The sequence below is a fragment of the Nocardia sp. alder85J genome, from assembly GCF_020176955.2.
Lineage (GTDB): Bacteria > Actinomycetota > Actinomycetes > Mycobacteriales > Mycobacteriaceae > Nocardia.
Genome location: NZ_JAIUCZ020000004.1, coordinates 527,205 through 547,840, shown reverse-complemented (window position 1 = coordinate 547,840; position 20,636 = coordinate 527,205). Strand labels below are relative to the sequence as shown.

Genomic DNA, 20,636 nt, shown 5'->3' with positions numbered 1-20,636 from the left:
GGCAAACTCCCTCAAGTATCACCGGTGTTCGGCGACTCCAACCCGTGCGCGACCGGTCGCGTCGTTCCCGGCCTTTATTCCGGGCACGGCGATACGACAGGCCCCGACAGCGACGTGGCCCTGATCTGGATATTGCGTGATCGACGACGGCCCCGGCGCAGGCGTCGCGGTACGCGTGCGGCGTGAGCTCAGCTGGTTGACGGATTCAGATCGACAACAACTTCGGCCCCCTGAACACCGGCATATGTGCCCCCTGTCGATCGCACGATTGTCATCAGCAGAACTGTTGTAGACCGACAGCATTTCCGGTGGCCTTGCAGCCCGCGCCCCTGATCATGCTACAGCACAAGTTGATCGGGATGCCCAATAATTTTCGTCCGTAACCGGATCCACGCCCACGCGCCCGACCATGTGCCGGGTCCCGCCGACCGAGACCGGCTATGGACAGGCAATTCGAGTTCGATACCAACCAGTACGCGGTCCCCACCCGCAATTCACACATATCTCCTGAATACGAAACGACACGGCGGTCGGTTTCCATGGCAATTACCCGGCACCCGGCTCCGCGCCCACCGCCGCGAAGCTCCGGTCCACGCTCTACAGTGCGAGGCGACGACGACACGGTGATGATCCCGGCCGGATGCCGGGCGACGGGAGGCGGCATGGACGCGGCACAGGTACTGGAGGTCCGGCGCGCACTGCGCGCGGTCGGGGTCGAGATCTGGATCGACGGCGGCTGGTGTGTGGACGCGCTCGTCGGCCGGCAGACCAGGGAGCACGGCGATCTCGACATCGCGGTCGGCCGTGCGGATGTCGGCACCCTGCTGGAATGCCTGGCCGAACACGGCTACACGCTCACCGGTGACGACACCACCACCGAGTGGAACTTCGTGCTGACCCGCGCCGCCGACGGCGGCTCGGTCGATGTGCACGTGTTCGAGTTCGACGACGACGGCAACCACGTGTACGGCATTGCGTATCCCGGTGATTCGCTGTCCGGCATGGGCACCATCGACGGCGAGCCGGTCCCCTGCATCAGCCCGGAGCGGATGTTCCAGTTCAAGACCGCCTACCCGCCCGCGGCCGAGGACGTCCACGACGTCCGGGCGCTGGGCGAGCGCTTCGGATTCGAGGTCCCGGCCGGCTACCGCGATCGCGAGCGGTGATCGGCCCGGCGGCCGTCCGTGAGAATCCGGTGAGGAACACCCGGACCGGCTCGCCATCGGCGGCCCCGGCCCGCACCCTGAAGTCGGAACATCCGGCAGCGAGGCCGGAAGCGCACCGACAGAGGAGAAACGGGTACCGCGATGCCGCTCAGTAGACGAGGATTCCTGGCCGGTGGCGCCGCGTTCGGCGCGGCCGCCACTGCCACCGCCGGCGCCGCCGCCCCGGCCCGCGCCGACACCGATCCGGCGCGGCCCAACATCCTGGTGATCATCGTCGACGAGATGCGCGCCCCGATGTGGTTCCCCGCACCGGACGCCCTCGACGCGATCCTGCCCAACCTGGCCCGGATCCGGCGGCGCGCGGTATCGTTCGAGGGGCACTACACCGCCGCCGACGACTGCACCCCCGCGCGCGGCGCGCTGGTCACCGGGCTGTACTCGCATCAGACCGGCTGCCTGATCACCTCCCAGTCCACGCTGTCGCCGCAGTTCCCCACCTGGGGGTCGATGCTGCGGCAGGTCGGATACGAGACGACCTGGTGGGGCAAATGGCATCTGGGCCCGCACTCGGATTCCACACCCGGCGGACTGGAGCCGTACGGCTTCGCCGGCGGCACCTACCCGTCGCCGAACGGGGCGCCGAATCAGGGCCTGAACTCCGATCCGCACATCGCCGACCAGTTCATCGGCTGGCTCGACGGCGAGGCCGGGCGCGGGCCGTGGTGCAGTACCGTCTCGCTGGTCAATCCGCACGACATCCAGTGGTGGCCGCGCTTCACCCGGAACCTCCAGTCCCAGACCGCGATTCCGCGCTGGCTGACCGACCTGCCGGGCAATTACGAGACCCCCGAACAACTCGCCGCGAAGCCACGGCTGCAAACAGCCCTGATCCAGGCGTCCGCAGCGACTTTCGGGGTCGCCGAATACCACACCCCCGACGCCGCGGCTCGCTGGATCGACATGCGGAACCTGTACCTGTGGCTGCAACAGCAGGTCGACATCCAGATCGGCCGGGTGCTCGACGCGCTGGAGGCGCGCCCGGAGGTGGCGGCGAGCACCGTGGTCGTGTTCACCGCCGACCACGGTGACTACGCCGGTTCGCACGGCCTGCACGGCAAGGGTGGCGCGGCCTACGAAGAGGCGATCCGGGTGCCGCTGTACATCGCCGATCCGCGCGGCGATCTCACCCCGGGCGGCCGGGCGGCCACCCGCGCCCAGCTCACCTCGAGTGTCGACATCGCGCCGCTGCTGCTGACCATCGCCACCGGCGGTAACGCCTGGCGCGCCGACCCGGGCCACGAACATCTCAGCGCCCGTTGCGATCTGACCGCGATCTGCCGCGACCCCGGCGCGGCGGGCCGGCCGTTCGCGGTGCACGCCACCGACGAGATCACCCTCGAGGAGGCGGCCCTGCTGTTCGATCGCGACGCACCCGGGCACGTCGCGGCCGTGCGCACCGCCGCGGCGAAATACGCCTCCTACACCCATTGGCGGGACGGCACCACCGACGCCGATCCGGGCGAGCCCGCGGAATACGAGCTGTACGACTACACCGGCGACGACCGCGATCTGGAGTTGCAGAACCGCGCGAATGCCGACAGCGCCTTGCGCAGCAGCATGTCCGGACTGCTCGACCACGCGCTGCGCGACGAACTCCAGGCGCCGCTGCCGCCCTATCTGGCGCCCGCGCGTGAGGAGGGCCTCGCCGACTACCATGACCAGACCGCGAAGCTGCTGGCGATCGGCGAAACCGTCGCGCACGCACTGGGTTCCGGCGGCCCACGCTGACCGTGCCGGGTCGTGCCCTACCGGCACGACCCGGCACCCGTTCCCGCACAACGGAAATGCCGGTCCCGCGATGATCGCGGGACCGGCATCGTCGTTGCGCGGGTAGCGGAGTCGGTCACCGGCATCGCCCTGGCGCGGGCTGTCCGGTGGACCGGCGGCTTCGGCGGCGCGACCGAGTCCGGCGGGCCCGGCGACACCGGTGTCCCCCGTTGCGCCGATGCCCGGCCACCGCGTTCCGGCGCGGGTGGCGGGCCGGTGGGTGAACACCGGCCCGCGCGCGCCCTACAGCGCCGAACCGGTGCCCGATCCGGTCTTGGGCAGGAACGGGTGCAGCAGGTTGAAGAAGGGGTGGAGCAGGTCGAAGAAGGGGCCCTCGAACACCATGGTCGTCTCGCTTTCGGCTGTCGATCCGGTCGGGATCCGACCGGGGATGTCCGGGGAACGGATCACCCGAATTCGACGGTATGGACCGATCGTTAGCGCACCGGAAACCGAACTCTTAAGGGCCGATGAGGTTTCGTGGCGTGATCCTGCCGGTCCGCGTCCGCGCCCCGGGCCGCGGCCAGATCCAGCACCAGCCGGATCCCGCCCAGCGGGCTGTCGGTGAAAAAGGCCCGGCCGCCGTGCAATTGCGCCTGCTGCGCGACCAGGGCCAGGCCCAGCCCGGAGCCGTCGCGCGCGGCGCCGCTGCCGCGGTGGAAGCGCGCGAACACCGCCGCGCGCTCCTCGGGCGGGATGCCGCGCCCGTCGTCGTCGACGGTGATGCGCAGCCGCTGGTCCGCCGTCAGCTCGGCGGCGATATCGATGCGGGTGGCCCGGCCGTGCTTGATCGCGTTGGCGATGGCGTTGTCCAGCGCCAGCCGCACCCCGGTCACCAGCACGTCGGCGATCAGCGGCGGTTCGCTGGACACCCGGATATCGGCGCCGGGATAGCGGCGGGTGGCGTCGTGCACCGCCTCGTCGGCCAGTTCCACCACATCCGCGGCGACCCGGCGATCGGTGCGGATCAGTTCCCCCGAGGCGAGCAGTTCCAGTGCGGTGAGCGTGGATTCGACGCCGTTCTGCTTGCGCAGCACGTCGTCGAGGATTTCGGTGCGCTGCTCCCGCGGCAGGTCGAGCCCGCGCATCACCTCCAGATCGGTGCGCATCGCGGTCAGCGGGGTGCGCAGTTCGTGGGCCGCCGAGGCGGCGAAGGTGCGCGCGGACTCCAGCGCGGAATCGGTGCGGGCGTGCGCGTCCCGGATGCGCCCGAGCATGTCGGCCACCTCGGCGGTGACCTGATTGGCCTCCCGGATGGGGCCGGAGGCGGCCGGCAGCGGCGCGCCCTGGCCGATCCGGCGGGCCAGCTCCACCAGCGGCCGCACCGCGAGACCGCCGAACAGCCAGCCCAATCCGGAGGCGACCAGCACCGCCATCGCGCCCAGCAGCAGCACCCGGCGCTGCTGGGTGCGGGTGATGGTCTGGGCCTCGCGGATCGGCACGGCCACCGAGATGGCCAGGCGTTCCCCATCCCGCACGGTCGTCACCGAATCCACCCGATACCGCACCCGGTCGATGTCGACGGTGTGGAATCCCTCCGGCAGCACCGGGATCCGGGTGGTGGTGGCGGCCACCGGCCGGTCGTCGATCCGCATCGACACCGCGAACGCCCCGACGTCGCCGAGGCGGCCGAGGACCGGCTCGGCGGTGTCGGCGTTGAGCGCGAGCAGCTGTGCGGCGGTGTCGAGTTCGCGGTCGAGATGGTCGATGTTGTTGCGGGCGATGCCGACCGAGATGGCCGCGGCCAGGCCCGCCACCACGATCAGCGCGCCCAGTGCCGTGGACAGCGCCACCCGGGTGCGCAGCGACAGCGCCCGGCCGGGCGGCGACAGTTCCCGGGAGCTCACCGGTTGTCCTGCCGCAGCACGTATCCGACGCCGCGGACGGTGTGGATCAGCCGGGGCTCGCCGCCGGATTCCAGTTTGCGGCGCAGGTAGCTGACGAAGACGTCGACCACGTTGGTGTCGGTGGCGAAGTCGTAGCCCCACACCCGTTCCAGCAGCTGTTCCCGGGTCAACACCACGCCGGGATGGTCGATCAGGGTGGTGAGCAGCTCGTATTCCCTGCGGGTGAGCTCGATCGCGGAGCCGGCCCGGTAGACGCGGCGGCCGGCGAGGTCGATGTGCAGCGAGCCGACGGTGACGGCGTCGCGCCCGTCGGGGCGGTCGTTGCGGCTGCGGCGCAACAGGGCTCGCAGCCGGGCGGTGAGTTCGTCGAAGACGAACGGTTTGATCAGATAGTCGTCGGCGCCCGCCTCCAGGCCCTCGATCCGATCGTCGGCGGCGCTGCGGGCGCTGAGCACGCAGATCGGCACATCGCTGCCGTAGGCGCGCAGCGCGGTGATGACGCCGAGCCCGTCCAGCCGCGGCATCTGGAGGTCCAGCACGATCGCGTCGGGGTTGTGCCGGTGGTGCGCGGTGATCGCCATCGCGCCGTCCTCGGCGGTCACCACGTCGAATCCGCACAGCACCAGCCCGCGCTGCAACGACTCCCGGACATTGGGATCGTCGTCGACGATCAGGACCCGGCGTTGTCCCTGCGTTTCGGTTTCCACACCCACTGCTGCTCCCGACCTTCCGCCGCACACCGCGCACATCGAACCTCCCCAGTGTCGATGCTGCGCGGCCCCGCGTTTCTGAAGATCGCATGAGGAACCGGTGAGGAACCCGCGCGCACGGTTGAGTGCGACGGAACTCGAACGTACGCTTCGGGCAGCCGGCGCGGGAGGTAGACAGACGTGTCCACGACCGAGGGGTTTCCGACCACCTGGGTGCGCTGTGCCCTGCTCGCGGCCGTGGTGGGCGGTCTGGCCGGCTGCGCCGAAGACGGCCGGTACACCTTGCCCGACACCACGATGCGGGTCCCGGGCGACCCGGTGCTGCGGGGTGTGGTGTCCGCCGACGGCGTCGCCGACATCGCGGTGGACATCGGCGCCACCCGTCCGGTGACGGTGACCCTCGCCGAGGTGGCGGCAGGCGATTGCGGGCCGGGCGACCGCGGCGCCCTGTCCGCGGCGCTGACCCGCTTCCTGCCGGTGGGAACGCCGGTGCTGCTGGTGCGTTCGGCCGCGGCGGCGCGCCCGCGGACGCTGCCGGCCTTCGTGTATGTGCGCCCGGCGGATTCACCCGCCGCCGCGTCGTCCGATCCCGCGGGGCCGACCGGTCCCAGCGTCAACGAACTCGTCCTCGCCGCCGGTCTGGCCCGGCTGACCCCGGCGGTGGATCGCGCCGCGGCCGCCGCACCCGTGGACGGCCAGATCGCCACCGCCGCCGCGGGATTGCCCGCCCCCGACCGCGGCTACCTGCCCGCCCTGGCGGCAGCCGAGACCGCCGCGTGGCAGGCCGGGGCCGGCGTGCTGCCCGATTGTGTCGCGCGGCAGCACGATCTGGACGGCACCCGCGCGCCGGCTCCGGCCACGAACACCGTCTCCGTGGTGGCCGCGCACGATCCCGCCCCGGCGGCCGCCGCTCCCGCGACCGCGCCGGGAGATACCGTCCGCCGCACCGATATCCGCATCGACATCCAGATCCAGCGGCCGGCGCCGCAGCCGCGGCCCCGGCCGTGGTGCCGCTGGACCGACCGCTGCTGAATCCGGGCTCAGGACTGCGGGACCCGGGCCGCCAGGGCGGTGATGACCTGATGGGTCTTGGTGAACCCGTTCTCGATCTGCATGCCCTGCCGGCGCACCGCGGACTCCAGCCTGGAATGCATTGCGGCGGCGCGGGTTTCCACCGAGGCGAGCGATTCGCCCTCGCGCGGCTCGATGCGGGCGGTCAGTTCGAGCATGTCGAAGGAATCGGCGCACCAGCGTTCGACCTCCAGCTGCACATCGCCGAGTCGTAGCCGGGACCACCTGGTGGACTCGATCGGGCCCAGTGCCACCAGATGATCCACCGCCGCACCCGGTGGGGTGCAACTGACCAGGAACCGCCGCTGGGCGGAGTCCAGGGCGCCGGCGATATCGGCGCCGGGCGTGGTCGCCACCTCCCGCAGCGACCCCGCCGCGCGGCTGCTCACCACCGCGGCCGACAGCATCCGGCGGCGGCCGCTCCAATCGCCGACGAGCCGATATGCCAGCGCGCCTTCGGTGAAGGGCGCGGCCCACAGCCCGGCCAGCTGAGAACGCTGGCAGGGCCGCAGTTTCACGGTCAGGTCGTCGTGGTCGCCGCTGCGCAGCCGGATGATGATATGGCTGGACAACAGCGCCAGCGGTCTGCCCGTGCCACCGAACCGGGCCTCGGCGAACCAGATTCGGCGGCTGGTCGCCGGGCCGTCGGTCCCGCGCAGTCGGGTCAGCGCCGCGGTGACGTCGCCACCGACGTTGACCTTGATTTCGATCGGGGTGATCACGCGAGAGTCCCTTTCCGCTGCCGGCCCGAGTGGGTGTCCGCGGTCCGGCGACACCACCACCGACAGCGTTGCCGCACCGGCCGCCGCCGGGCGCGGGTATGGCACTACTCGATTGCGGTGGCCGATTCGTCCCCCGGGCCCCGGCGGGCGCGGGCGCGGCCGGGCATCGCAGCCGATCGGCAACCCGCTCGGGCCGGGTGCCGCGGCCGGGCGCGCCGGTTCACGGCGGACCGTCCTGCGGCCGATGAGCCCGCCGGGCGGCCGGAGCGGGCCCCGGCGGGCCTTTGAGGTAGTGGACTACGCGTGCCGGACCCGCACTCCGGCAGCAACACTGGGCGTCCGGTACCATCCCCGGCGAGCGCCGCTCGCGCGTGTCTTCTGGAGGTCCTCGAATGGTCGGGACAGAGCCGCTGGAGAATCCAGCGGCCACCGCGGTGCAACCGTTGCCGCGCCCTCGCCGTGTTTCCCCCGCCACCCGGGTGCTGGAGTGGGCCGCCGGCCGGCTCGACGGCAGCGTCGGCTGGTCGAAACTGCCCACGCCGCTGGGGCTGGCGGTACTCGTCGGCCTGCGCAGCCGGATGCGCCGGGAGAATCTGTTCGACACCGGCCCGCACCCGGCCGGTCCGCTGCCCGCCGACACCGAGGACAGCGAGCACGGCCGCGCCCGGACGGTGGACGGCACCTACAACCGGCTCGACGATCCGCGCGTCGGCTCGGTCGGCTGCCGATTCGGCCGCAATGTGCCGCTGTCGCACACTCGTCCCGAGGACGCGGCCGCGATGATGCATCCGGATCCGCGGCTGATCAGCCGGACCCTGCTGGCCCGCACCGAATTCCAGCCCGCGAGCAGCCTGAACCTGCTGGCGGCGGCCTGGATCCAGTTCGAGGTGCACGACTGGCTCAGCCACCCGGACTCCTCCGCCCCGCCGTGGCAGGTGACGCTGGCCGACGACGACCCGTGGCCGCAGCGGCCCATGACGATCTTCCGCACCGCCGCCACCCCCAGCCTCGACCCGCACGCCCCGCCGACCTACACCACCGGCGATACGCACTGGTGGGATTCCTCCCAGATCTACGGCACCACCGCCGAATTCGCGCGGGCGCTGCGCACCGGTGAGAGCGGCAGATTGCAGCTCGACGATCTCGGGCTGCCGCCGCGCAACGTCGAGGCCCTGGTGGACCTGACCGGTCCGGCCGGCAACTTCTGGGTGGGGCTGGCGCTGCTGCACTCGCTGTTCATGCGGGAGCACAACGCGATCTGCGACCGGCTGGCGCGCCGGTACCCGGATCTGACCGATCAGCAGCTCTACGACACCGCGCGCCTGGTGAATTCCGCGCTGATCGCCAAGATCCACACGCTGGACTGGACACCCGCGATCATCGCGCACCCCACCACCGTGGCGGCCATGCGCGGCAACTGGTTCGGCATCCTCGGCGAGCGGGTACAGAAGCGGTTCGGACGGGTCTCCGGCAACGAAGTGCTCAGTGGTATACCGGGTTCCGACACCGACGACGACGGGGTGCCGTACGCCCTCACCGAGGAGTTCGTGGCCGTCTACCGGATGCATCCGTTGCTGCCGGACGAGTTGCAGGTGCGCCGGCTGGCCGACGACACCGTGGTCACCGCGCACGAATTCCCGGATCTGCAAGTGGCGCAGGTGCGGCAGCGACTGGCCGAGGCGCCGATGGCCGATCTGCTCTACTCCTTCGGCCGCGCCCATCCCGGCGCGCTGACGCTGCACAACTATCCGCGCCATCTCCAGAACCTCGTCCGCCCCGGACATCCGCTCACCGACCTCGCCACCGTCGACATCCTGCGCAACCGGGAGCGAGGAGTACCGCGCTACAACGAGTTCCGGCGCCAGTTGAAGCTGGCTCCGGCCACCTCGTTCGAGGAACTGACCGACAACCCCGAGTGGGCCGCGGAACTGCGGGAGCTCTACGGCGAGGTGGAACAGGTCGATCTCATGGTGGGGCTCTACGCCGAGCCGAAGCCGAAGGGATTCGGGTTCAGCGACACCGCCTTCCGGATCTTCGTGCTGATGGCTTCGCGGCGGCTGTCCGCGGATCGCTTCTTCACCAGCGATTTCCGCCCCGAGGTCTACACCGAGGCCGGGATGGCCTGGGTGCGCGACAACACCATGCGCACCGTGTTGCTGCGTCACTTCCCCACGCTCGCACCGGCTCTCGACGGTGTCACCAACCCGTTCGCCCCCTGGAAGACCACCGCGCCCAGTACGGCCCGATGAAGGAACCGATTGCCATGACCGACCTGGCAGCACCGAACGCCACCGGGGACACCTCCGGGGACGCCTACGTCCGCTACAGCGACGATCTCGAGCGGCCGCGGCCCGACGAGGACGAGATCATCGACAAGATCGTCGGGGTGCTGCGCCACAACAACGAGCGCGCCTACCGCATCTACAAACGCGGCATCCGCGACGCGCACGCCAAGAGCCACGGCATCCTGCGCGGTGAGCTGACCGTGCACGCCGGCCTGCCGAAGGAGTTGGCGCAGGGCATGTTCGCGACGCCGGCCAGCTATCCGGTCATCGCCCGGCTGTCGAGCACCTCCGGGGCGATCCGCAGCGACCAGCTGCGGGGCGTGCGCGGACTGGGCATCAAGGTGCTCGGCGTCCCGGGGCCGCGCGCGCTGCCCGACGACGAGGCCACCACACAGGACTTCATCATGGTGACCCATCGTGAATTCCTGTTCGCCGACGCGCACGCCTATCTCACCCAGGGCATGCCGACGGCGTGGGCACTGGCCCGGTTGTCCGATCCGGTGATGCGAGTGGTCTCCGATGCGCTCGCCGGCCTGGACGAGAAGGTGCTGCGGCGCATCGGGCGGCCGCTGCCGCCGGCCCTGGCGGTGTTCGTCCGGCCCAACACCCACATCCTCGGCGACACCTTCTACTCCTCGGCGCCGCTGCGCTGGGGTGACCACGTCGCCAAGGTGCTCTACGCCCCGTCGTCGCCGGAAGTGGTGGCGCTGCAGGACCGTCCGATGGCCACCGACGGCGTCAACGCGTTGCAGGACCTCATGGTGGACTTCTTCGCCGAGCACAGCGCGGAATACGAACTGCGCGTGCAGTTGTGCACCGATCCGCGGGTGATGCCGATCGAGGACGCGACGGTGCCGTGGCCGGAATCGCTGTCCCCGCACCGCACCGTGGCGACGATCCGGTTCGACCGCCAGGATCCCTACACCCCGGAGCGCCGCGCGTTCGGCGACGACGTGCTGTCGTTCAACTCCTGGCGGGCACTGGCGGCGCATCGGCCGCTGGGTTCGATCAACCGGCTGAAGAAGCGAGTTTACGAGGCCTCCAGCAACTATCGCCATCATGTCAACAACGCCGCCCGCGTCGAACCCGACGACATCTCACAGCTCCCGCAGTGACGCGGCCCAGGACGCTCTACACTTCCAGCTCATGGATGAGCGCTGGCAGCTGCTCGATCGCCCCAGCGAATTCGAGAGGGTCCATACGGCATTGACGACCGGCGACATCGGCGGGGTGGTCCTCGTCGGCGCCGCCGGGGTCGGGAAGACGACGCTCGCGCGCATGGTGACCGGCAAGTTGCGGCAGACCGTGCGCTGGGCGGCGTGTACCCAGTCGTCGCAGGCGATTCCGCTGGGTGTGTTCGCCCCGTGGATCGCGCCGTCGGCGTCGCGCGACCCTCTCGCATTGCTGGGCTCGGCGCGGGAAAATCTGCTCGCGCAACCGAATTCCGTGCTGGGGGTGGACGACGCGCACCTGCTGGACACGTTGTCGGCGACCCTGCTGCATCAACTGGCCGTCGACCGCAGCGCGCGGATCGTGGCGACGGTGCGCAGTGGTGAGCCGGTGCCGGACGCGGTGACGTCGCTGTGGAAGGACGGGTATCTCGAGCGGGTCGAGCTGACGGCGCTGTCCAAGCAGCAGTGCGTCGGCCTGGTCGAGTCGGTGCTGCACGGCGCGCTGGAGGGGCTCAGCGCCGACGTGATGTGGGAATCCTCCGGCGGCAACCCGTTGTTCCTGCGCACCATGGTCGAGGGCGCGCTGGAGGCCGGGACCCTCACCGAGGTGAACGGGGTCTGGCAGTTGCGCGGGCCGACGGCGGTGCCGTCCGGGCTGGCGGCGCTGCTGGACGAAAGACTGGTCCGCGCGGGCGATTCCGTACTCGACGCGTTGCAGATGCTGGCGTTGTGCGAACCGCTGGATCTGGACATCCTCATCGGCCTCGTCGGTGAGGGGGCCGTGGACGCCGCGGAGATCGCGGGCCTGATCCGAATCGGCAACGACGGCAGGCACATCAGCGCGCGGTTCAGTCATCCGCTGCTGGGCGAGGTGGTGCACGGCCGGATCGGCACCGCCTCGGCACGGCGCCGGCGCGGCCGCATCGTGGCGGCGCTGCGTGAACGGGAGCCGGGTACCGCCGCGGACCGGATCCGGATGGCGCAGCTGTATCTCGACAGCGATCAGCCCGCGGACAGCGATCTGCTGATCAATGCCGCGAAAGACGCCATCTTCCTGTCCAATCTGTCGCTGGGTGAGCGGCTGGCCCGCGCCGCGTGGGAACGCGACGGCGGGCTGCGCGAGGGTGAGCTGCTGGCGCGGGCGCTGCTGTGGCAGGGCCGGCCCGGCGAGGCCGACGCCATCCTGGGCGGTTTCGATTCCGAGACGCTGGACCAGTTCCAGCTGGTGCAGTGGGGCGTACCCCGCGCGAGCCTGCTGTTCTGGTCGCTGGGCAAGGTGACGCACGGCCGGGAAGTCATGCAGCTCATGGACACTCGGGTCGAGTTCCCGGCGCTGCGGCTGGTCGTGGACGCCGCCGCGGCGGCGATGACGGTGCACGAGAACCGGATCGCCGAGGGCATCGCGGCCGCCGAGAAGGTGCTCGACGCACCGGATTCGCCGAAACAGGCCATCGACTTCGCCGCCTTCGCGGCGGGCCTGGCGATGCCGGTCGCGGGGCGCGGCCAGGATTTCGAGCCGATCGCCGCGCGCAGCCGCGCGGAGAAGAAACCCACCGACGGCATGATCCGGGTGATGGTGCGCTACTGCGACGTGCTCGCGCTGACCACCGTCGGCGAACTGGAGCTGGCCGAGCAGCGCGCCACCGAGTACAGCGAATTCTCCTCCACCGCACAGTTTCTGGGCTGGGCCATCGCGAAGATCGCGGTCGGTGTGGTGGCCATCCACCGCGGCCGGTTCCGGGAGGCCGTCACCACCTTCGAACAGGCGCTGGCGGCGCTGCACGCCGAGAAGTCGCTGCCCTGGCAGTTGCCCGCGCGGCTACTGCTGGTGCGCGCCTACGCCGCACTGGGCGACGTCGCCCACGCCGAACGGGTGCTCGCCGACGCCGAGCAACATTCCGGCCCGCATCTGGCCCTGCACGAACCGCAGCGCCTGCTCGCCCGCGCCTGGCTGGCCGCGGCGACCGCCGGCAAGCATTCGGCGGTCGACCTGGCCCGCAAGGCCGCCACCGTCGCCGCCGGGGCCGGGCAGTACGCGCTGGAAGCCGAGGCCCTGCACCACGCCACCCGCTTCGGCGACCGCACCCACGCCACCCGCCTGGCCACCCTGGCCACCCGCGTGCAGGGCCCGGTGGCGGGCATGTACGCCCGCCACGCCGCCGCCATCACCGAATCCGACACCGCCGCACTGGATGCGGTGAGCCTGGAATTCGAACAGGTCGGTCTGCTGCTGTCGGCCGCCGACGCCGCGGCCCAGGCGATCCCGCTGCACGACCGGGCCGGCCAGCGCCGCCACAGCGCCCAGGCCGCCGCCCGCGCCCTGCGCCTGGCCGCCCGCTGCGACGGCGCCGCCACCCCCGCCCTGATGGCCACCTCCCGCCCCCTGCCCCTGACCGCCCGCGAACGCGAGATCAGCGCCCACGTCGCCCGCGGCCGCTCCAACCGCGACATCGCCGAACGCCTCGGCGTCTCCATCCGCACCGTCGAGGGCCACATCTACCGCGCCTGCACCAAACTCGACGCCACCGACCGCGACCAACTCGCGGAACTGATCTGGCAGAACCCGGTCGAGTAGCGCGGACTCGATCAGCAGCGCCGACCCGATCGATCGGACAGCGCGGTGGAACGCCCGGTTCCGCCGCTCAGCGTTCGCGACGTCACACCGGATCGGATGGCACGGAATCCGGTATACCGTTGTCGCACGGCTCGATTCCGGCGTCGCCCGCGGCCTCGCGGATCGGGTCGGTGGCGGTGGTCCGCGCGGACCGTGCTCGCGCCACCCGGTGATCGCGCCGCGTCCGCAGGCCCCAGCGCATGGCGGCCACCGCCAGCGCCGCGTACAGGATCACGGCGAGGTAGACCAGGAAGATGCCGTAGTCGGTGGCCCACACCGGGATTCCGCGTGCGAATGCCGCCAGCACGAGCAGCATCGCCATGCCGAGGGCGAGTGCGGGCTCGGCCAGTGGGGCGATACCCGGCTCCGGTGGCGGCGCGGTGGGCGGGGTCGCGGCTGGGGGTAGCGGCGGCGAGGGGACCTCGCCTGACCGATCCGGCCGGCGGCGGCCGACGCGGGCCATCGGTCGGCGACGGCACCCGCCGGACCGCAGGGCGGCGCCGAACTTCGCGGCGGTGGAGACGGTTTCGGCGGTGCGGTCACCCTCGGCGGGCTGCGCCGGGGCGTGATTGCAGGCTGTATCACCAGCCATCGTGTTCCTCCGCGGAATCGGCGGCGACAGGCGCCACCGCGCTCGATGATTGCAACCTCGATCGAAATCGCCGGACGCGATCGGCACACGGGTAGCCGACTACCCGAATCGCACACAACGCCCACAACGCCCCGAATCCCGTGTGCCCGGGGGGATTCGAACCCCCGACCTTCCGGTTCGGAACCGGATGCTCTGTCCGTTGAGCTACGGGCACCTGATCCCGCGCCGGTGCCGTCGTCGGCACCACCTCGGCGCCGAGGTGCGCGGGACAGGTTGCGGGCGTGGTTCGCACAGTACGAGATACGCCCGCGGTCCATCGATGGTTCGGCGGGAAGCCGATCGGCGTGATCCGGCGAGGGCCCGGCGCCAGGCGGCGCGCCGGAACGCTCACGCGGATGTCGTCGTCGACACCTGCTCGACATCGAGATGCGGGAGCTCCCCCGGCCGGATCAACCCTCGTTCCGGCACTCTCACCAATAGTTTTCGCGGTCGTCGCGGTGGATCACGCGGGACCGGTCTGTGCTTCAACGGTAACACCGCGTATTCACCAGGGAAAACGAATTATCGGACCATCGAAGGGTGGCCGCACAGCCATGACCTCGTGCCGGGCGCCGGGGCGGCCCGGGGATGGATTCGCCGTCCTCGGGTATGCCGTCGACATCGCACGGAAGGAGACACCGATGGTTCTGGACATCCTCGTGTCGCTCGCCTGCACGGCGATACTCACGACGACCTGCTGGCTCCTCTCCCGCGACAGTATCGGTTCCCGGACCCGCCGCGGAACCCGCCGGACGCGGAAGCGAACCCGGCCGGTCGTCCCGATGGCGGACCCCGGCCCGACGCCACCGGCCGCCCTGGCGCTCACGGTCGAATGGGCCGACCCGGCCCAGATCTGGCCCGCCCTCAACGCCGCCAACGTGCTGCTGACCGCCCGCCTGAAGGGCCGGATCAGCGCCGACGAATACCGGCGGCGCACCGCGGAACTGGCCCGGCGCTGCGAACCACAGTCGGCGGCTGACACCGATTAGCCCACTGCCACCGAATAGCTCAATGACACCGAATAGCTCAATGACACCGAATAGCTCACTGCGCGAACATGATCCGGCCCGGACAGCCAAATGCGGGGCGCCCGTGGGCGCCCCGCATTCCGGTCCGGCGACTCAGTGGCGGAAGGCGTCCTTCACCTTCTCCCCCGCGTCCTTCAGGTTGGATTTCGCCTGATCGGCCTTGCCGCGATTCTCCTGATCGCGGTCACCGGTGACCTGGCCGGCCTTCTCGCGGGCCTTGCCCGCCAGTTCCTCGGCCTTGTTCTTCGCCTTGTCGGTGGTGCTCATGGTGCTCCTTCCGGTCGAAGACGATTCGCTGGGACCCATGTCCCACTTGTCGGCTACCCCGCTGATTCGGGCCGAAACGACGCCCGGTCGGCCGGGTCTTCGAGGCCGGTCGCGGTCAGGGTGAGGTGGCGGGTCAGCGCCTCGGCGGCGGCATCGGCGTCGCGGGCCAGCGCGGTTTCCTCCAGCAGCCGGTGTTCGCCCAGGTGGTCGCGGGTGGGGTTGCGATATCCGGACCAGCGGCGGGCCAGTTCACTCGCGGTCCACAGCCGGTCGAAGGTCTCCAGCAGCACCGGGTTGCCACAACCCTCCAGCAGGGTCCGGTGGAAGATCCGATGCGCGTGCGACCACTCCTCGCCGTAGTGCGGCCCCGGTTCGGTATACGGCCGGGTGCGGGCGAGGCGATGGTGGGCCGCGCGGACGCGGGCCTCCCAGTCGACGTCGCCGCGTTCCACCGACATCCGCAGGAGGACCGGCTCGATGGTGCGCCGGGCCTCGGCGACCTCCTGCCAGCGCCGATCGGTGCAGGCCGGGACCGCGAAACCCCGATTGTGCAGCCGGTCGGCCAGGCCGTCACCGACGAGCCGGACCAGCGCCTCGCGCACCACGGCCAGGCTCACACCCTGTTCCCGGGACAGGTCCTGTGGTTTCAGCGCCGTCCCGGGGGCGTGCTCGCCACGCATGATCGCATCCCGCAATCGGCCGTAGACCTGCTCGGAAAGCATCTGTTTGTCCGCCCCGGCGACGGGAACGACTGCCTGTGCCATGCCGCCATCATAGACAATCACTAAAATCATCGATTATTCTTCCGATCATCGACTATCAGGCAGTGCCAGTCGACATTGTCGAGAGGACGTCATGACCCACCACTCCACCGCCGCGAGGCCACACATCCCGACGGAGCTCGATGCGGTCCGCGCGGCCGCGAACGCCGTGAGCGCGGCCCACCTGTTCGCCTACCTGATCCCCGAAGCCGCCGAGGAGGCCGCCGCACTCGGCGTAACAGAGCGCACGCCACGGTATTTCGCACTCCGTGCGGCCGCGCTGGGCACCGTACCGTGGCAGGTCGCGCTCGCGACCTTCTACAACTTCAGTCCGCGCGCGGTGCGGACCCTGGCCGGGGTCTGGGACGTGGCGCCGCCCGCCCGCTGGCAGGCCGCCCGATTCGCGGCCGTCGGCCGGGCGATGCGACGGGTCGGCGTGCCACTGGCCCCCGACGCGATCGCGGCGGCCCGGTCACTGCTCGACCCGGTCGTCGCGGCCGCGGACTACGCCGGAAAACCGATGGCCGCCGCCAACGCGGCCGTCCCGCTGCCGGACGATCCGCTGGTCGCGCTGTGGCAGCAGATCACGGTGCTGCGCGAGTGGCGCGGCGACGCGCACATCGCCGTACTCGTCGCCAACCGGCTCGGCCCGTGCGACTGCAATGTCCTGCACGCCGCCACCGGCCGGCTCCCGGCGGCGGTGCTGCGCGCCACCCGGCTCTGGAACGACAACGAATGGGCCGCTGCGACAGCACGATTGGCCGCACGCGGCTGGCTCGACGCCGACGGTACCGCCACCGCGGAGGGTCTGGCCGCCCGCGAACAGCTCGAGACCGACACCGACGAGCACTGCGCCGAACTCTGGTCCCCGATCGGCGACCCGGACACCCGCCGCCTCGTCGCCCTCCTCACACCGATCTCCGACGCCTTCACCGCCGCAGGAACATTCGCCGGACTGCATTGACCCCGGGAAATCCGAGCGGCTTCGGCACCGGCCGGGTGGCCGGTCGCCGAGTCCGCATCGTACGCCGGAAGTCGCAGTCGCTGTGGCCATGTGCCCGGCCTCGGGCACTGCCGTGCTCGTAATCCGGGCCTCGGCCTCCGCGCCGATTCGGTTGTCGCACAAGCCGTGCCGATGACCAGTACGCGGACCCGGGTCACCAGTACCGATACTGTCTGCCGTCGGTGTCGGCGACGAAGACGACCGCGTCGGTGCTGTCGAGGTCGGCCGGAGTGAGTGGAATATGGCCCGGCACAACAGGTTCGGCAGTGCCGATCGACGCGGGCAGGGCGGCGCGCAGGGCCGGGGCGGGGAACAGGGAGCGGCGGGTGGTCGCCTCGGCCAGGGCGTGCTGGAGGGTGCCGGGTGCGCTGTCGGGACGGCCGTCGGTGGCCACGAAGACGTAGCGGTCGCCGAGGGTGAGGGCGGCGAGGGCGCCCGCGCCGCACCAGTGCGCGGTGTCGTCGCCGAACCGCAGGCCGGACCGGGCGCGTCGCAGGTGCACGTTGTGCGCGAATACCAGGCTGGGGCCGCGCGGCTGTTCTCGCGCGACGATCGCCAGCAGGTTGTCGGCCATCATCTCCGCGCGCAGGGCGAGCAGGGTGGCGACCCGGTCGGGTCCGGCGGTGGCCATCGCGGCGTGGCAGCGTAGCAGGCCGACGGCGGTGCGGGCGTGGGCGGCGGCGTGGTCGTAACCGGCCGGGTCGGCCGGGCGCAGGATCGGGGCCGCGCGCCGCAGAGTTCCGGCCAGGTCGTCGGCGGCCAGGCGCAGGGTGCGCACGCGCTCGGAGCCGCCGATCGACGCCGCGGGGTCGTACATGGCCGCCGGGGCGGTCCAGTCCTCGTCCGGGCCCAGCAGGGTGTCCAGGTCGCGGCTCGAATCGGGACGCAGCGACGGGGGCAGGTAACCGATGACCGTGGTCAGCGCCCGTCGTGGGCTCGGCACGAACGCGGACTCCGTCGGGGCGTCGAAGCCGTGGAAACGGACCCGGTCCGCCGCCGGACGGCCGGAGTTGTGGGCGCGCAGCCATTCGATCAGTTCACGGTTGCCCGGGACGGCGCCGAATCCGTGGCTGAACCCGGTCGCGAGGACGGTATCGATCTCCGTCGCCGCGCCGCTCACGTAGTCGTCGACCGCCGCGGCGGCGAAGCTGTCGGTCTCCAGCGCGACGGACCGGAAGCCGCGGTCCACCAGGTGGGCGAGAAGTTCGTTGCGCAGCAGCGGGAATGCGGCGATGCCGTGCGCCGGCTCACCGAGGGCCAGCAGGGCCGGGGGTTCGTGGCGAGCGGCCAGCAGTTCGTCGACGGCACGACCCAGCGTCTCCGGGTCGTCGCAGGGGCGAGCGAGTGCGCGCGGTGTGGTGGGCATGGGCTCGACAGTATCCTTGAAGATTCGAGTGAAACTTCACTGCGAACGACGTGGGATAACACTGCGGAAGTCTCACAAGGAGGCGTGGAGTGCGGCCGGTCGATCTGGCCCGGGAGCACGGATTGTCCGCGCAGGCGATCCGCAACTACGACGCGGCCGGGGTGCTGCCGCCGGCCGAGCGCAGCGCGGCAGGGTACCGCCGGTACACACCGGGGCACGCGCGGGCGCTGCGGGCCTTCCTCGCGCTGCGCGCCGGGCACGGGCATCGGGACGCGACGGAGATCATGCGCGCGGTCCACCGCGGCGACCTCGAGTCCGCCTACCGGCTCATCGATGCCGCGCACGTCGCGCTGCTCGCCGAGCGCGACACCCGCACCGAGGTCGCCGCCGCCCTGGGCGGTCTGTCGGCCGGCGCACCGGTCCCGATCGCCGGGCCGCCGCTGACCGTGGGCGAGCTCGCGCGGCGGCTCGGGGTGCACGCGGCCACGCTGCGCACCTGGGAGACCCACGGCATCCTGCGACCCGCCCGCGACCGGGCCACCGGGTACCGCGGGTACGGGCCGGACTGCGTCCGCGACGCCGAGATAGCGCGGCAGTTGCGGCAGGGCGGCCATCGACTCGCCCAGGTCGCGCAGTTCCTCGACGCGCTGCGTTCGGCGGGCGGGGCGCAGGCGCTGACCGCCTTTCTGGCCGCCTGGCAGGACCGGCTGACCGCCCGTAGCCGCCACCTGCTGACCGGAGCGGCACGACTGGATACCTACCTCGCTATGCTCGACCGACCACACCAGCGCGACGGGAGCTGATTCGTCACACAGATGTTCGGCCCGCCGGCACTTCCGTTCACCGGACGGCGGTCTGATGGCCGCACTCTGGTCGTGGTCGGGTCGACTGCCCGCTGGTGGCGGTGGACCGGGACAACGTTCGGGCATACTTGGCGAAAACGGTTGGTGAGGCAGGCGAATGCGGCCCGTGGTGGTGGAGAACGCTGTGCCTGTACGAGGCAGCGAGTATGCGGAGTTGTTGCGGCGAGTGCGGACCGCGGGACTGCTGAATCGGCGGCTCGGTTACTACGCCTGGAAGAGTGCGATCACCGTCGCGGTGCTCGCGGCCGGGTGGACCGCATTCGCGCTCGTCGGCGACTCCTGGTGGCAGCTCGTGGTGGCGGTGGTGCTGGCGGCGATCTTCCCCCATTTCGCCTTCCTCGGGCACGACGCCGGGCATCGGCAGATCTTCGCCACCCGGCGGGCCAATCAGTGGTACGGCCTGCTGTTCGGCAACCTCGCCATCGGGGTGAGCATCGGCTGGTGGACCAGTAACCACAACCGGCACCACGCGCATCCCAACACCGAGGACGCGGATCCGGACGTGCTGGGTGTGCTGGCCCATTCCGCGGACCGCGCCCGCACCGGCCGCGGTGTCCGGCGGCTGATCTTCCGATACCAGGCGTGGTTGTTCTTCCCGATGTTGTTGCTGGAGGGCTGGAGCCTGCACCTGTCCAGCGGCCGGGCGATCCTGCGCTGGCCGATATCGCACCGGGCCGCGGAGGGCGCGCTGCTGCTGGCCCACGCCGTCGGCTACCTAGGCGCGGTGTTCCTGGTCCTCTCCCCGGTCAAAGCGGTGGTCTTCATTCTGGTGCAGCAGGGCCTGTTCGGGCTCTACATGGGCAGCACCTTCGCGCCGAATCACAAAGGGATGGCGGTACTCCCGGTCGGCGACGCCACCGATTTCCTGCGCCGGCAGGTGCTCACCGCCCGTAACGTGCGCGGCGGACCGGTCACCGATACCGCGCTGGGTGGCCTGAACTACCAGATCGAGCATCATCTCTTCCCGGCCATGCCGCGGGTCAACCTGCGCCGGGCCCGGCCGCTGGTGATGCAGTTCTGCGCGGAAGCCGGTGTGCCGTACCACGAGACCGGCCTGTTCGAGTCCTATGCCGAGGCGCTGGGCCACCTGGACGCCGTCGGCCGGTCGCTGCGCGCCGGGCCGGAACCGGTTGCGGGCGATACCCGTTCGGCCCCGGTCCCGGTGGGACTGCGCGCGGAGGCGACGATCGAGCCGGAGCCGGAGCGGTGGCCGCCGACACTGTCGGCCGTCGACCACTAGCATCCGAAAGCGCGTGGAGCGCGGCCACTTCCGGCCGGGCCGAGCCGCGGCCGGCCGAGTTCC

The 20,636-nt window shown here is 71.2% G+C and carries 18 protein-coding genes and 1 tRNA gene; 10 read left to right on the top strand and 9 right to left on the bottom strand.

Annotated elements, in window-relative coordinates; translation table 11 throughout:
* The first annotated feature begins 662 nt into the window (after positions 1–662).
* Complete coding sequence (locus LBW94_RS18520) at positions 663–1,166, top strand: nucleotidyltransferase family protein (RefSeq protein ID WP_225057153.1); 504 nt, start codon at positions 663–665, stop codon at positions 1,164–1,166.
* A 141-nt stretch (positions 1,167–1,307) separates the two neighbouring features.
* Positions 1,308–2,954 carry a sulfatase-like hydrolase/transferase gene (locus tag LBW94_RS18515; RefSeq protein ID WP_225057154.1) on the top strand — a complete coding sequence of 549 codons (1,647 nt, stop codon included), beginning with the start codon at positions 1,308–1,310 and terminating at the stop codon, positions 2,952–2,954.
* 282 nt (positions 2,955–3,236) lie between these two features.
* On the opposite strand, the gene LBW94_RS18510 is transcribed toward LBW94_RS18515, so the two are convergent.
* Genes LBW94_RS18510 through LBW94_RS18500 form a run of 3 tightly spaced genes read right to left on the bottom strand, consistent with a single transcriptional unit; the run spans position 3,237 to position 5,553 of the window.
* Entirely contained in the window at positions 3,237–3,404 is a 168-nt protein-coding gene (locus tag LBW94_RS18510; RefSeq protein ID WP_225057155.1) for a hypothetical protein, read from the bottom strand.
* 26 nt (positions 3,405–3,430) lie between these two features.
* On the bottom strand, positions 3,431–4,840 hold the full coding sequence (locus LBW94_RS18505; protein WP_225057156.1) for a sensor histidine kinase: 1,410 nt from the start codon (positions 4,838–4,840) through the stop codon (positions 3,431–3,433).
* Positions 4,837–5,553: a response regulator transcription factor gene (locus LBW94_RS18500; RefSeq protein WP_225057157.1), complete on the bottom strand. Its 717-nt coding sequence runs from the start codon at positions 5,551–5,553 to the stop codon at positions 4,837–4,839. Before LBW94_RS18500 ends, LBW94_RS18505 begins: the two co-directional genes overlap by 4 nt.
* Before the next feature lie 177 nt (positions 5,554–5,730).
* On the opposite strand from LBW94_RS18500, the gene LBW94_RS18495 reads away from it, so the two are divergent.
* The gene (locus LBW94_RS18495) at positions 5,731–6,582 is read left to right on the top strand and encodes a hypothetical protein (RefSeq protein ID WP_225057158.1); all 852 of its coding nucleotides are present in this window, start codon (positions 5,731–5,733) and stop codon (positions 6,580–6,582) included.
* Between the two features lie 8 nt (positions 6,583–6,590).
* Here LBW94_RS18495 and LBW94_RS18490 read toward each other — a convergent pair whose 3' ends face one another.
* On the bottom strand, positions 6,591–7,343 hold the full coding sequence (locus tag LBW94_RS18490) for a hypothetical protein (protein WP_225057159.1): 753 nt from the start codon (positions 7,341–7,343) through the stop codon (positions 6,591–6,593).
* A 578-nt stretch (positions 7,344–7,921) separates the two neighbouring features.
* Here LBW94_RS18490 and LBW94_RS18485 point away from each other — a divergent pair.
* The 3 genes from LBW94_RS18485 to LBW94_RS18475 are packed head-to-tail and all read left to right on the top strand — an operon-like array spanning position 7,922 to position 13,375.
* Positions 7,922–9,592, top strand: a complete 1,671-nt coding sequence (locus tag LBW94_RS18485; RefSeq protein ID WP_225057277.1) for a peroxidase family protein — start codon at positions 7,922–7,924, stop codon at positions 9,590–9,592.
* Between the two features lie 14 nt (positions 9,593–9,606).
* Positions 9,607–10,743, top strand: coding sequence for a catalase family protein (locus tag LBW94_RS18480; RefSeq protein ID WP_225057160.1), 1,137 nt, complete (start codon positions 9,607–9,609; stop codon positions 10,741–10,743).
* 31 nt (positions 10,744–10,774) lie between these two features.
* On the top strand, positions 10,775–13,375 hold the full coding sequence (locus LBW94_RS18475) for a LuxR C-terminal-related transcriptional regulator (protein WP_225057161.1): 2,601 nt from the start codon (positions 10,775–10,777) through the stop codon (positions 13,373–13,375).
* An 82-nt stretch (positions 13,376–13,457) separates the two neighbouring features.
* Here LBW94_RS18475 and LBW94_RS18470 read toward each other — a convergent pair whose 3' ends face one another.
* Together LBW94_RS18470 and LBW94_RS18465 are read right to left on the bottom strand one after the other, a co-directional pair.
* Positions 13,458–14,006 carry a hypothetical protein gene (locus tag LBW94_RS18470; protein WP_225057162.1) on the bottom strand — a complete coding sequence of 183 codons (549 nt, stop codon included), beginning with the start codon at positions 14,004–14,006 and terminating at the stop codon, positions 13,458–13,460.
* 141 nt (positions 14,007–14,147) lie between these two features.
* Positions 14,148–14,220, bottom strand: a tRNA-Arg gene (locus LBW94_RS18465).
* A 466-nt stretch (positions 14,221–14,686) separates the two neighbouring features.
* Here LBW94_RS18465 and LBW94_RS18460 point away from each other — a divergent pair.
* Positions 14,687–15,034, top strand: coding sequence for a hypothetical protein (locus tag LBW94_RS18460; protein ID WP_225057163.1), 348 nt, complete (start codon positions 14,687–14,689; stop codon positions 15,032–15,034).
* Between the two features lie 132 nt (positions 15,035–15,166).
* Here the strand turns inward: LBW94_RS18460 and LBW94_RS18455 are convergent, their stop codons facing one another.
* Positions 15,167–15,340 (bottom strand): CsbD family protein, encoded by a 174-nt coding sequence (locus tag LBW94_RS18455; RefSeq protein WP_225057164.1) that lies wholly within the window; start codon positions 15,338–15,340, stop codon positions 15,167–15,169.
* Between the two features lie 53 nt (positions 15,341–15,393).
* Positions 15,394–16,104 (bottom strand): GntR family transcriptional regulator, encoded by a 711-nt coding sequence (locus tag LBW94_RS18450; RefSeq protein ID WP_225057165.1) that lies wholly within the window; start codon positions 16,102–16,104, stop codon positions 15,394–15,396.
* A gap of 91 nt (positions 16,105–16,195) precedes the next feature.
* Here LBW94_RS18450 and LBW94_RS18445 point away from each other — a divergent pair, with 91 nt between their 5' ends.
* Positions 16,196–17,065, top strand: coding sequence for an SCO6745 family protein (locus LBW94_RS18445; protein ID WP_225057166.1), 870 nt, complete (start codon positions 16,196–16,198; stop codon positions 17,063–17,065).
* Between the two features lie 193 nt (positions 17,066–17,258).
* Here LBW94_RS18445 and LBW94_RS18440 read toward each other — a convergent pair whose 3' ends face one another.
* On the bottom strand, positions 17,259–18,470 hold the full coding sequence (locus LBW94_RS18440; RefSeq protein ID WP_225057167.1) for an erythromycin esterase family protein: 1,212 nt from the start codon (positions 18,468–18,470) through the stop codon (positions 17,259–17,261).
* A gap of 89 nt (positions 18,471–18,559) precedes the next feature.
* Between LBW94_RS18440 and LBW94_RS18435 the strand changes: the two genes are divergently transcribed.
* Positions 18,560–19,273, top strand: coding sequence for a MerR family transcriptional regulator (locus LBW94_RS18435; RefSeq protein WP_225057168.1), 714 nt, complete (start codon positions 18,560–18,562; stop codon positions 19,271–19,273).
* A 184-nt stretch (positions 19,274–19,457) separates the two neighbouring features.
* Positions 19,458–20,573, top strand: coding sequence for a fatty acid desaturase family protein (locus LBW94_RS18430; protein ID WP_225057169.1), 1,116 nt, complete (start codon positions 19,458–19,460; stop codon positions 20,571–20,573).
* The last annotated feature ends 63 nt before the right edge of the window (positions 20,574–20,636 follow it).

Bases quoted from the DNA above. Each gene is read 5' to 3' on its own strand.
- LBW94_RS18520 (WP_225057153.1), top strand. From the start codon at position 663: ATGGACGCGGCACAGGTACTGGAGGTCCGGCGCGCACTGCGCGCGGTC.
- LBW94_RS18515 (WP_225057154.1), top strand. From the start codon at position 1,308: ATGCCGCTCAGTAGACGAGGATTCCTGGCCGGTGGCGCCGCGTTCGGC.
- LBW94_RS18485 (WP_225057277.1), top strand. From the start codon at position 7,922: ATGCGCCGGGAGAATCTGTTCGACACCGGCCCGCACCCGGCCGGTCCG.
- LBW94_RS18480 (WP_225057160.1), top strand. From the start codon at position 9,607: ATGACCGACCTGGCAGCACCGAACGCCACCGGGGACACCTCCGGGGAC.
- LBW94_RS18475 (WP_225057161.1), top strand. From the start codon at position 10,775: ATGGATGAGCGCTGGCAGCTGCTCGATCGCCCCAGCGAATTCGAGAGG.
- LBW94_RS18470 (WP_225057162.1), bottom strand. From the start codon at position 14,006: ATGGCTGGTGATACAGCCTGCAATCACGCCCCGGCGCAGCCCGCCGAG.
- LBW94_RS18460 (WP_225057163.1), top strand. From the start codon at position 14,687: ATGGTTCTGGACATCCTCGTGTCGCTCGCCTGCACGGCGATACTCACG.
- LBW94_RS18455 (WP_225057164.1), bottom strand. From the start codon at position 15,340: ATGAGCACCACCGACAAGGCGAAGAACAAGGCCGAGGAACTGGCGGGC.
- LBW94_RS18450 (WP_225057165.1), bottom strand. From the start codon at position 16,104: ATGGCACAGGCAGTCGTTCCCGTCGCCGGGGCGGACAAACAGATGCTT.
- LBW94_RS18445 (WP_225057166.1), top strand. From the start codon at position 16,196: ATGACCCACCACTCCACCGCCGCGAGGCCACACATCCCGACGGAGCTC.
- LBW94_RS18440 (WP_225057167.1), bottom strand. From the start codon at position 18,470: ATGCCCACCACACCGCGCGCACTCGCTCGCCCCTGCGACGACCCGGAG.